Annotated in this window: 10 protein-coding genes; 5 read left to right on the forward strand and 5 right to left on the reverse strand. The window is 44.1% G+C overall.

What is annotated here, in order from left to right; genetic code table 11:
* Positions 1-320: 320 nt before the first annotated feature.
* From QUB20_RS26830 to QUB20_RS26840, 3 genes are all read left to right on the forward strand, one after another.
* Positions 321-1,577, forward strand: coding sequence for an ABC transporter substrate-binding protein (locus QUB20_RS26830; RefSeq protein WP_333251000.1), 1,257 nt, complete (start codon positions 321-323; stop codon positions 1,575-1,577).
* A gap of 162 nt (positions 1,578-1,739) precedes the next feature.
* Positions 1,740-2,690 carry a branched-chain amino acid ABC transporter permease gene (locus QUB20_RS26835; RefSeq protein ID WP_333251003.1) on the forward strand — a complete coding sequence of 317 codons (951 nt, stop codon included), beginning with the start codon at positions 1,740-1,742 and terminating at the stop codon, positions 2,688-2,690.
* A gap of 223 nt (positions 2,691-2,913) precedes the next feature.
* On the forward strand, positions 2,914-3,849 hold the full coding sequence (locus QUB20_RS26840; protein WP_333250997.1) for a branched-chain amino acid ABC transporter permease: 936 nt from the start codon (positions 2,914-2,916) through the stop codon (positions 3,847-3,849).
* A 466-nt stretch (positions 3,850-4,315) separates the two neighbouring features.
* Here the strand turns inward: QUB20_RS26840 and QUB20_RS26850 are convergent, their stop codons facing one another.
* The 3 genes from QUB20_RS26850 to QUB20_RS26860 form a co-directional block, all read right to left on the reverse strand.
* Positions 4,316-4,789: a type II toxin-antitoxin system VapC family toxin gene (locus tag QUB20_RS26850; protein ID WP_333250992.1), complete on the reverse strand. Its 474-nt coding sequence runs from the start codon at positions 4,787-4,789 to the stop codon at positions 4,316-4,318.
* A gap of 50 nt (positions 4,790-4,839) precedes the next feature.
* Positions 4,840-4,989, reverse strand: a complete 150-nt coding sequence (locus QUB20_RS26855; RefSeq protein ID WP_333250990.1) for a hypothetical protein — start codon at positions 4,987-4,989, stop codon at positions 4,840-4,842.
* Positions 4,990-5,112: 123 nt separating this feature from the next.
* Positions 5,113-5,874, reverse strand: a complete 762-nt coding sequence (locus tag QUB20_RS26860) for a hypothetical protein (RefSeq protein ID WP_333250987.1) — start codon at positions 5,872-5,874, stop codon at positions 5,113-5,115.
* A gap of 482 nt (positions 5,875-6,356) precedes the next feature.
* On the opposite strand from QUB20_RS26860, the gene QUB20_RS26865 reads away from it, so the two are divergent.
* Both QUB20_RS26865 and QUB20_RS26870 read left to right on the forward strand, forming a co-directional pair.
* A complete protein-coding gene (locus tag QUB20_RS26865; RefSeq protein WP_333250985.1) occupies positions 6,357-6,863 on the forward strand; it encodes a hypothetical protein in 507 nt (168 codons plus the stop codon).
* A gap of 54 nt (positions 6,864-6,917) precedes the next feature.
* Positions 6,918-7,559 carry a Uma2 family endonuclease gene (locus tag QUB20_RS26870; RefSeq protein ID WP_333250982.1) on the forward strand — a complete coding sequence of 214 codons (642 nt, stop codon included), beginning with the start codon at positions 6,918-6,920 and terminating at the stop codon, positions 7,557-7,559.
* A 131-nt stretch (positions 7,560-7,690) separates the two neighbouring features.
* Here QUB20_RS26870 and QUB20_RS26875 read toward each other — a convergent pair whose 3' ends face one another.
* Both QUB20_RS26875 and QUB20_RS26880 read right to left on the reverse strand, forming a co-directional pair.
* A complete protein-coding gene (locus QUB20_RS26875) occupies positions 7,691-9,562 on the reverse strand; it encodes a serine/threonine-protein kinase (protein ID WP_333250979.1) in 1,872 nt (623 codons plus the stop codon).
* 225 nt (positions 9,563-9,787) lie between these two features.
* Positions 9,788-10,747, reverse strand: coding sequence for an aldo/keto reductase (locus tag QUB20_RS26880; RefSeq protein WP_333250977.1), 960 nt, complete (start codon positions 10,745-10,747; stop codon positions 9,788-9,790).
* Positions 10,748-10,984 lie beyond the last annotated feature (237 nt).

Here is a 10,984-nt window from a genome sequence, read left to right on the forward strand (position 1 = left end):
ATTCTTTTTTCTAGGTTCAGTTTTCTACCTTTAGTTCGCGGTTGTTTGAACCGCTTCCCTTCTGGCGCTTTATTAATATACTTATTCCGCAAGGTGTTGTCAAGCGTTTTGTGAAAATATTTTTGAGTTTTTTGGGGACCTATACACACCAAGGGTTTGAGCTACTGATTTCCGATCCTGCCTCCGCTGGCTGACTCCTTTTTCCGGGAAGGGGTCTTTTTTTTGGGCAAGATTGGACTTTTGAGGGGAGTATCTACCGCGCATGGGTAGAATATCTCTACGTGTAGCTGTTTTATATATAGATGTTCGATCGCCCGCTTATGAAAAAACCTGCCGCTCGCCCTAGTGGCTTATTCATTACCTGCGCTTCACTGCTGCTGGCTTGCAGTCAGACGAACACTCCCCAAACCTCTACTACAGCATCTCCGGCGACTTCGCCATCTCCCGGTGCTTCCCCAGAGGGTTCGCCTGGGGGGAGTTCCAACACTATATCTATAGGTATTGGGGTGGCGCAAACTAGCAATGTGGCTTTGCTGGGTCAGGAACAGGTGGCTGGCGCAAAAATTGCTGAGAAGTATTTCAACGATAAGGGCGGTGTGGATGGGACGCCGATTAGACTGGTGTTCCAAGATACCGGTGGAGATGAACAAGGGACGATCAATGCTTTCAATACTCTGATCAATCAGGATCAGGTGGTTGGTATTGTAGGGCCAACTCTGTCACAGCAAGCTTTTAGTGCCGCTCCGATCGCCGATCGAGCAAAAGTTCCCGTACTCGGCCCCTCCAACACCGCTAAAGGCATTCCCCAGATTGGCGATTATGTGGCCAGAGTCTCCGCGCCTGTGGCCGTGGTAGCGCCAAATGCAGTTAAAGCCGCACTGAAGCAAAATCCCAATATTAAGAAAGTAGCGGTGTTTTTTGCTCAAAATGATGCTTTTAGCAAATCTGAGACGGAAACTTTTCAGACAACGGTTAAAGATATGGGACTGGAATTGGCAACAGTCCAAAAATTCTTGACTACTGATACAGATTTCCAATCTCAAGCCACTAATGGGATAAATGTCAAGCCGGATTTAATCATTATTTCTGGGTTGGCCGCGGATGGAGGCAATTTAATTAAGCAATTGCGGGAGTTGGGTTACAAAGGCGTTATCATTGGGGGCAACGGTCTGAATACTTCTAATGTATTTCCTGTTTGCAAGGCTCTTTGCGATGGGGTTTTGATTGCCCAAGCCTACAGCCCGGAATATCAGAATGAGATTAATAAGGCTTTTCGTGATGCTTATCGCGCTCAATTTAAGAAAGAACCGCCTCAGTTTAGCGCTCAAGCTTTTACTGGTGTACAAGTTTTTGTTGAGTCATTAAAGGCAATTAATGCTAAGTCTAAGGTTAGCGAAAAGCCGTTGGCTGAGTTGCGTACAAATTTGAATCAGCAGTTGCTGGTGGGCAAGTACGATACGCCTTTGGGGGAAATTTCTTTTACGCCTGAAGGTGAGATTAATCAGAAAGAGTTTTATGTGGCACAGATAAAAATGGATGCTGATGGAAATAATGGTAAGTTTGAATTTTTGAAATGAAGGCACGACACGGATTCTGACACGGATACACGGATGAGTTATTGAGTGTGAGTCTGAGGTCAACCCCGCTGCCCCTTTGGGGGGAAGTCAGAAATCAGAGTAAAAATTGTATGCTGTTTGTTTTTGAATGATTTAATGTTGATGCCGAATCTCTAACTGGTGATGGACTTAACTCTGTTTTTGCAACAATTTCTCAATGGTTTGTCGATCGGCAGCGTGTATGCTATTTTTGCCCTGGGATACACGCTGGTTTTTTCTATTCTCGGAATTATTAACTTTGCTCACGGTGCTGTATTTACTTTGGGTGCTTACTTCACTTATGCGCTGATGGGAGGTGCTTTCGGTTTTAATGGGTTGTGGGCTAATGCTCGAATTCCCGTGCAGTTGCCTTTTGCTGTGGCGTTAATTTTGGGAAGTGTCATGGCTGGTTTGGTAGGAGTAATTGTTGAACGAATTGCTTTTTTACCTTTGCGCCGCCGACTCTCTGATCCTCTGCTGACGGTGGTTTCTAGTTTGGGTGTGGCAGTTGCGATCGCCAATATTATCCAATATCTTGTCGGTGCGGAAATTTACACTTTTCCTGCTAACACTTACGGCTATTTACCTGCTGCAATTAATTTCGGAACAGTAGATAAACCTATTCCGATTCGGACTGTTCAAATAGTGATTTTTGCGGTATCAGTTGCGATTGTGGCTGTCTTAACTTACTTAATAAATTTTACTAAGTTTGGCAAAGCAATGCAGGCTGTGGCTGAAGATGCTACTACTTCTAGTCTGTTGGGTATTGATACTGATAGATACATTGTTTTGACGTTTTTTGTGAGCAGTTTTCTGGCTGGTTTGGCGGGAAGTTTGGTGGGTTCGAGTGTGAGTATTGCTGGGCCGTATTTTGGTATTGCTTTTGGTTTGAAGGGTTTGGCGGTGATTGTGCTGGGTGGGTTGGGGAGTATTCCTGGGGCAGTTTTGGGTGGGTTTATCATTGGTTTGGTGGAGGCTTTTGTGCCGGGAGATTTTTCGGCTTATAAGGATGCTGTTGCTTTTGCCATATTGTTTATTATGCTATTGGTTAGACCGCAGGGTTTTTTTGGTCGGCGTTTGATTCAAAAGGTGTAAAAGAGATAATTAGGTGATTAAAATTGGGGCGATGGTTCGACGCTTCGCACGCACCAACGGCCACGGGGGATTGCCCCCTAAAGAAACTAATTATATCGGAATGATTTAACCGCAGAGGACGCAGAGAACGCAGAGAAAGAGAAGAGAGAAATGAATGATTATGAGGGGACTGGATTTGAGATGAAGTTGGTATTTAAGTATTTTTATTATTTAAAATAAAATCATGGCTGCATTTTTTACTACTTACGGGTTTTTGATTGTCTCGATGTTGTTGGGTGCAATGTTGGGAATGTCGCTATATTTGCCTTTAATGACTGGACAGTTGTCTTTGGCTAGCCCTGGTTTTTATGCGTTGGGTGGGTATATTGCGGCGATTTTGTCTACGACGGTGTTTAAGCCGACAGGGGGTTTGTTTCCTCTACCATTGCTGTTGGTGGAGATGATAATTGCAGGGGTTGTTTCGGGGTTGCTGGGGATTTTGGTGGGAATTCCGGCGCTGCGGTTGAGTGGGATTTATTTGGCGATCGCAACTATTGCTTTTGTGGAAATTTTGCGGGTTTTATCGCTGAATTTAGATATCACTGGCGGGGCTGTGGGCATTTTTGGGATTCCGCAACCGTTTGCGACGCCGATCGAATATTTGTGGATTGTACTGCCTTTACTGTTGGTAAGTATGGCGATTGTCTATCGGCTGGAACGGATTCGGGTGGGGCGCGCTTTTGCTGCGATCCGCGCTGATGAGTTGGCTGCTGATGCGATCGGCATTAACCCAACTTTTTATAAGGTTTTGGCTTTCACGTTAGGCGCTATTTTAGCTGGGGTTGTGGGTGCGGTTAGCGCTCATTTCCTCAATACTTGGAACGCCCGTCAAGGGACTTTTGATGCTAGTATTATTTACTTGACTTCTGTGTTGATTGGTGGTAGCAGAACGTTTCTGGGAGCAGTTTTGGGTGGGATGGTGTTTACTGCTTTACCAGAGGTTTTGAGGGGGATGGCGACTATTCAAGGATTGCCGATTTGGTTGGCGCAATTTCTGCGGGATGGGCGGTTAATTGTGTTTGGGGTGCTGATTGTTTTGGGGACGATATTTTTTCCGCAAGGTTTGGTGACGCCGGAGTTGTTGAAGAGGTGGAGGAAGGGCGATCGTACTTCTGTTTAAAATTTGATGTTTGGTAAAGAAAGGTGCGATCGCCAACTTTATGACTTAAGATAAAGGAAAGAGCGATCATCCTGTCGGTGAAAAAAGATAAGGTGCGATCGTATCTTTCTGTATCATCTCCTGTTGTTTGGTGAGAGGTCGTTGCTCCTCAGCGATCATTACCAAACTTACTACTTAAAGACGACGCTTCACACTTATGACATCGCTAATTGAGTATTTATTAGCTACCTAATGGCTCAGTTGAGCCACGTCGAGTAACATTTGCAGCACCACCAAGATTTCTCGCCCGTCCGCTCCAACGTGTTGTTAGACCGGGCTTTCGCGATAAGGTTACGACTTTTCTACCGCTTGCTGCTTCCTTTTTGCGGAGGTCTGCAAATATTGCGTCCAAATCATAATTAAAGGACTTCGCATACTCTTCTCGGATTCGGTGGATCTCTTCAACAATCTCATCTGTCCACATGACCTAATCTCCCATTAGTTCGTTGGGTGTGCAAAGAACAGGCAGCACATAGCCGAAATCGAGACTAATCTCCGCCAACTTCCCCTGGATTTGAGCATTCGCAATATGTTTACAATTCCAAGTTAACAGATAATCCATGCCATGAACAGTGGCGGCGGCAATGTGAATTGCATCAACCCTTGCTTTTGGAGGCAGATTGCTCCGGGTTAGGAGTTGTACGGCTAAATCTTGTACGTCTTGGTTCAATGCCAACAAGGGAAAATCACGCAGAATCTCCAGTCGTTGAGCGGCGATTCCTGCATCTCCCTGTACCACTTCATCTAGAACTGCCTCCGACGTATAAAGGGTGAAGGCGCTTCGACGAAATTCCCACCAATCTCTAGTTATTTCTATATTTGCCGCTAAAATTAAATTCTTGGTCGATCGAGCGGTAAGGTAGCCCAAGATACTGGTTTCGATGTAGACGGTTTCGCTCATAAAGAATGGGTTAGCAGCCCTCTTAATTTTATTGAGTGGCAGCTATTGTATCACCACAAACTCGAAAGCTCTAGTTTCAATATCGATCGCCCTGTCGGTGAAAAAAGACAAAGTGCGATCGCATCTACACTTTTGATCGATCGCCTATCCATAAAAAGTAAGGGGCGATCGCATTTGCTGTAGATTCGGTTAAACAGCATTGAGTCTGTTGTCTATCATTTATTGAATAAGGCGAAACCCAACATCCATTGGCTTGAGCGCGGCTGAGGAGTTGGGTTTTATGCTTTAACCCAACCTACGAAGCTATGAGGCTTAACTTTTGTCTAGGCAAGCGCAGCTACTTCGGCATTCTTCAAAATAATGTAATCATAAGTATAGTAGCTCTCGGCAGCATTTAAAAGTTCACTCATAAGCCAAAAATTAATTCCACCAGATACAAGTCCACCAAGTATTGGAACCCATGATGTTCCAAGTTTTGCTGCTAACTTGGCTGCTAACTTAGATGATGCCATAGAGATTGCAAGAACCGCTAACTTAGCACCTAGCTTTGAGCCTCCTTTGACAGCCAGCTTTTTGGTAATAATTTTCCCAGTCAATTTACCAGAAACTTTTGCTAGTGACTTCACCCCAAGTTTAGCTGAAATTTTTCCGACTGGAGCAAAGCTCGCTTCAGAAGCAGCTTGTCCCCAAGAACTGACATCTTCAGAAACCGCAATTGCAACGGCTCCAGATGGAACTGTATTAGAGGGGACTCCCATCTTAGTCCATACAGCCAGTATCAAGTCAATATCATCGGGATTAACGCTTTTTCCCAAAGCATAACCAACACCCAAACAACCTTGTCCTGCATTTTTCCCTAACCAAGCTAGGTCAGCAACCATAGCAGCCATTCCCCAAGGTCCTCCCATCGATCCAGCTAAGGCACCAGAACCTGTAACTAATGCTATTTGCCGTGTTTTCCAATCATCAACAGACATACCACTTGCAATCTTACGGAGATTCGACATCTCTTCTGCGTTTGCAGAAGGCTTAAGTATAGCCTCAACAATCTCTTTAGCAATATTCTCAGGTGAAAACTTTGACATGTTGCTATGACTCCTAAGCGCCTAATTGTTGCATTGTCCCGAAGTTGCAGTAGAACAGTTTTTCGGGTAGGCTTATCCCGCACGTCTACAATTTAAATTTGAACAGTTTGAACTACTTTTGCCCTGCCTTCACCCAAGTAAAACCCACACCCGATCGCCCTGTCAGTCGGATTGAGTCTGAACTTTTCCACAAAAATTTGCTCAAATGTCCCAAATATCGGATCATATCGGAAAAACCTGCCTATCCGACCGATCGACATTGCAGAAGCCTGAAAACTGGTAGATGAAATTCTGTTCACCAATACAGACGATGAAACTAATTTTTATCCTTTTCCGTATCATAAACCGATCGCTCAAAACCGAAAAGCGAAAAAAGACGGAAAAAGACGGGTATTTCTAAAATTGGGAGGCAAGGCGGAAAAAGACGGATAAAGGCGGATAAAGTCGGCTATACTAACTTTAGTTCTCTGACGCCCCTACTGATGGACACTGCCCATATCTTGCAATTTGTAGATAAAGTGCTCAGCGCGAAGACAGGCAAACATCTTAATGACTTGCAGCGTAAAATTATCGATGGAATACTGAATCGAAAAAAGTATTCTGATATTGCAGATACTTACGGGTGTACGGCGGGTCATGCTAAGGATGTAGGTTACGAGCTTTTGCAAATGTTATCTCATGCTTTTGATGAACCAGTTGATAAAGGTAATCTGGAATCTGTTCTAGAACGGCAATTAAATCTGAATATAAATTTTGGCGATCGCACTACTAATTTTGGTAATAGCAATACAATTAACTATATCAATGCTTGCTCAGAACTATCCACTCCTACCCCAGATAAAAGTCAGCCTCCGACTCCCGACTACCAGGATGGCACGAATCAAGTTAAAATTGAAATGGTTGGTAAATTACGACAGTTGGGATTGAAGGATGAGCAAATTGCAGAGGTGCTAGGGTTGGCCTGGGAGGTGGTGAAGCAGATAGATTGATAATAGCTTTTAGTTGTTTAAAACACACATCCTCAGTCAGGAGGTATAAGTTTTATGTTTGCAGTTGTCACGCCAGAAAAAATTCATTTGCCCCCAGGAACACTTATAAAATTTCCCGCAAACTGGCAGGATTACCAATCACTTGTAGCACAATTGGGCGATCGTTCAATTCCGCGCATCAAATATCGACCAGGAGAGATTTTATTAATGTCCCCTTTACCAGTACACGGAAAACAATCTCATATTATTGCAATGGTGGCAATGGTTTTCCTAGATTACTTGGGGCGAGATTATGAAGCTTTTACACCAATTACGATGGATTTGCCGGAGGTAAGAGGAATTGAACCAGATTATTGTTTTTATATCGATAGTTGTGCGACAATTATTGGTAAAGATCGGATTGCTTGGGGTGTTGAACCGCCGCCCGATCTAGTAATCGAAGTAGACGTAACTAGCTACACGGATTTAGATGATTACTTGCCTTATCAAGTGCCTGAAGTGTGGCTGTTTAAGAAAAATAAGCTCAGAATTTACGACTTGCAAAACGATCGATATGTCGAAAATTCAGTTAGCCGTTATTTTCCCAATTTTAATGTATCAGAAATTGTCGAGGAATGCTGGCAAATGTCGCGCGATCGCCCTACAAGTACAGTCATTCGGGAGTTGCGGCAAAAATTTGAAAGGGAAAACGGTTGAATCATATCGTGTTCGGTGAATTGACCATAATTCCTGTAGGGGCAGGTTCACCAACAATAATCGCCTAAAACCCACAAACATCATAAACCTGCCCCCGCCCAAGGATTACAAACAATTTCGATCGTGGTTAATCAAACAAACATGGTATTCTGCCAAATTTTAATAGTTTTGTCACTGCTGCCGCTAGTCAAAAACTCTCCTTCTGGGCTAAAATTAACAGAATAAACAGAGTTATTGTGACCCGCAATATTACAAATTTCTTGACCGTCTTTCACTCGCCAAATCTTGATAGTTTGATTGCTGCTGCTAGCCAGAATCTCGCCATCGGGACTAAAAGCAATAGAATCAACATACCAAGAATGTCCTGTGATAGTTAAAACTTCTTGCCAATCTTTGACCCACCAAAGTTTAATAGTATTGTCATGGCTGCCGCTAGCCAAAAACTCTCCATTCGGACTGAAAGCTATGCAGCGAACGGAGTCTGTATGACCTGTAAGTGTGCGAATTAGCTTCCCATCTTTAACTCGCCAAATTTTGACGGTTCTGTCCCAACTGCAACTAGCAATAGTTTCGCCATCCGGGCTAAAAGCAACCAAATAAACTAAGTTGGTGTGACCCGCAAGGGTGCGAATTTCTTGCCCGTCTTTGACGCGCCAAATCTTGATTGTTTTGTCCCAACTGCTGCTAGCAATAATTTCGCCATCGGGACTGAAAGCTGCGCTGTAAACTGAGTTAATGTGACCCACAAGCGTGCGAATTTCTTGCCCATCTTTCATCCGCCAAAGTTTGACAGTTTTGTCGTGGCTGCTGCTGGCTAGCATCTTTCCGTCAGGGCTGAAAGCTACTGTATAAACCGAGTTAGCGTGTCCTGTGAGGGTGACAATTTCTTGCCCGTCTTCAACTCCCCACAGCTTGATTGTTTTGTCATCGCTGCCGCTGGCTACAACTTCTCCGTTGGGGCTGAAAGCCACAGAGTAAATTAAGTTTTTGTGGCCTGTTAGGGTGTGAATACATTGCCAGCTATAGGTTTGCTGTTGGGGCTGGGCGGGAGTTTTTCCTGGTTTAACTAACTTGGAACTTGTTTTAGGAATTGCTAGATCGATCGCAACTTGGGGATTAATTTCTTTTAATACTTCAACAGCCGTTTGATAGCGGCGGTTGGTAGCATTGGCAATCATTTTGTCTAAAATTTTCCCTAGTTGTTCACTCACGGGGTTGTTAGCCAAATACTGTCGCCATATCCAAGCATCTTCACCAGGATCGAACAGGTCAAATGGGGAAACTTGAGTTAGTAAATACAAACAAGTTACGCCTAAACTGTACAAATCGCTGGTAAAAAATGCTTTGCCTCTAGCTTGTTCGGGGGCGATGTATTCGGGGCTGCCGATGCTGGTTCCTGTTTTGAGTAAGGCTGTACCTGTAGCAATTTTGGCTGCGCCAAAGTCTACTAATACTAATTGTTTGTCGGCGCGGCGGATGATGTTTCCGGGTTTGATGTCTCGGTGAATAACGTTGTGGGAATGGATGAAGTGAAGGACGGGTAATAAGCTATTGAGTAAGTCTTGAATTTGATTTTCGGTAAATCTACCTTCTGTTTCTACAATTTGTGCTAAATTTTGCCCGTCGATAAATTCTTGGACTACATATTGTCTGCTGTCTTGGATGGAGTAGGCTAATAGTTCGGGAATTTGGGGGTGTTTGCCCAATTCGTCTAATCGCATTGCTTCTTGTTCAAAAAGTTCGGCTGCTTTTTTGCTGTTGCGATTGCTTGCTGAGGGGATGAGTTGGGTTTCTGCGGGTAAAAATTGTTTGATGACGCAGCGAGGTTTTGAGGGTTTGTCTTCGTCAACGGCGAGGAATGTTCTACCAAAACCGCCTTGTCCGATCGCCTTTATAGCCCGGTAGCGATCGCGCAGCAGCAGTTTCGACCGGCAATTTTTGCATAATTTGACTGCGGGGGGATTTTGCGGCTTTGAACAGTTAGGATTTAGACAGTAACTCATTCGATTTTAGATTTCGGATTTTAGATTTTTGATTTTAACTTTTTGAATATTTCCACAGCGCAGTAGATATTATACCTCATTAGCTTTTTAGGAACGGGCTAGAAGCCCATTCCACAAGAAATTCACTCTTTGTGGAACGGGCTTCTAGCCCGTTAAGCGAGAATGGTGATCTGGGCGTGAGTTCCGGGGTACCTTACTATATATGCCAGTTGCGTCAGTTCTGTTTTAGAAGTTCCACATAACGGGGTTATCGTCTAAATGATCGGTGACAGTTCGCCCGATCGCGTCAATTTCTTTTAATTCTTCTTCACTCAATTTTACCTCAGCAGCTTTAGCATTTTCGGCTGCTTGTTCCCCGTCGCGCGCGCCGACAATTGCATTTGTTTGTGGCTGGGAAATCAACCAAGCTAAAGCTAAGTTGCCCAAGCTTGTCTGGTGGCGATCGGCAATTGGCCTGAGTTGATTTAATGCTGTTTGCACCCGGTCGTAATTTTCTTTGATGAACAGCTTATTTTTGGCGCGGTGGTCGCCTTCTTCAAACTTGTGTTCTGGCCCGAATTTACCTGTCAATATTCCTTGAGCTAGAGATGAATAGGCAATGATGGAGATATGATTGTCCACACAATAGGACATAGCATCTTTTTCTACCCAGCGCCAAAACAGAGAATAGGGCGGTTGCAGGCTGTCGATGCGTCCGTATTGGGCGGCTTCTTCTATTTGGGCACGGGAGAAGTTGGAAACGCCGATCGCCCGAATTTTTCCCTGTTCTTTTAACTTGTTCAGGGCGTCCATTGTTTCTGCAATTGGCACTAACTCGGAATTCCAACTGCCAGCGGGCCAGTGGATTTGGTAAAGGTCGATATAATCGGTGTTGAGGTTTTTTAGCGATCGCTCGCACGCTTCGATTAACAAATCGGGTTTCAGGTGGTTGGCGAAAACTTTGCTAGCATAAACTACTTGCCATCGCACATCTGAAAGTGCTTGACCGATAATTTGTTCCGAATGCCCTTCTCCGTAAACCTCAGCCGTATCAAAGGTGGTAATACCTGCCTCAAAAGCCGCGCGCATTGCTTTGACAGTTTCAGCATCCTCAATTCCCACCCACATCCGCTTCCCAGCTTGCCAAGTCCCCATAATTATCGGGGTAATCTGAATTTGTGATGTTCCCAATTGTCGCTTTTGCATACCCTAAGTCCTCATTTATATTTTTAGTATTCACCCTCAAGCTCTCTAATCTTAACAGAAAACAGTTCGGTAGTCTCCACATTAATGCTATCGTTTTATTTTGCAATAAATAGTGATATACAAAGTTAAAAATTAAAAATGGGATAATCTCGCTTTTGCAGCTAAGGATCGCGAATTAAATAACTTACAATTTTAATTGTTATTGTGGGATGGGCGTCCCGCCCGTCCTTTTTGGAC

This window comes from Microcoleus sp. B4-C2 (assembly GCF_036705265.1).
Taxonomy (GTDB): Bacteria; Cyanobacteriota; Cyanobacteriia; order Cyanobacteriales; family Microcoleaceae; genus Microcoleus.

Excerpts from the sequence above, each read along its gene's own strand:
- QUB20_RS26875 (WP_333250979.1), bottom strand. The coding sequence starts at position 9,562 with ATGAGTTACTGTCTAAATCCTAACTGTTCAAAGCCGCAAAATCCCCCC.
- QUB20_RS26870 (WP_333250982.1), top strand. The coding sequence starts at position 6,918 with ATGTTTGCAGTTGTCACGCCAGAAAAAATTCATTTGCCCCCAGGAACA.
- QUB20_RS26865 (WP_333250985.1), top strand. The coding sequence starts at position 6,357 with ATGGACACTGCCCATATCTTGCAATTTGTAGATAAAGTGCTCAGCGCG.
- QUB20_RS26840 (WP_333250997.1), top strand. The coding sequence starts at position 2,914 with ATGGCTGCATTTTTTACTACTTACGGGTTTTTGATTGTCTCGATGTTG.
- QUB20_RS26880 (WP_333250977.1), bottom strand. The coding sequence starts at position 10,747 with ATGCAAAAGCGACAATTGGGAACATCACAAATTCAGATTACCCCGATA.
- QUB20_RS26835 (WP_333251003.1), top strand. The coding sequence starts at position 1,740 with ATGGACTTAACTCTGTTTTTGCAACAATTTCTCAATGGTTTGTCGATC.
- QUB20_RS26855 (WP_333250990.1), bottom strand. The coding sequence starts at position 4,989 with ATGCTGTTTAACCGAATCTACAGCAAATGCGATCGCCCCTTACTTTTT.
- QUB20_RS26860 (WP_333250987.1), bottom strand. The coding sequence starts at position 5,874 with ATGTCAAAGTTTTCACCTGAGAATATTGCTAAAGAGATTGTTGAGGCT.
- QUB20_RS26850 (WP_333250992.1), bottom strand. The coding sequence starts at position 4,789 with ATGAGCGAAACCGTCTACATCGAAACCAGTATCTTGGGCTACCTTACC.
- QUB20_RS26830 (WP_333251000.1), top strand. The coding sequence starts at position 321 with ATGAAAAAACCTGCCGCTCGCCCTAGTGGCTTATTCATTACCTGCGCT.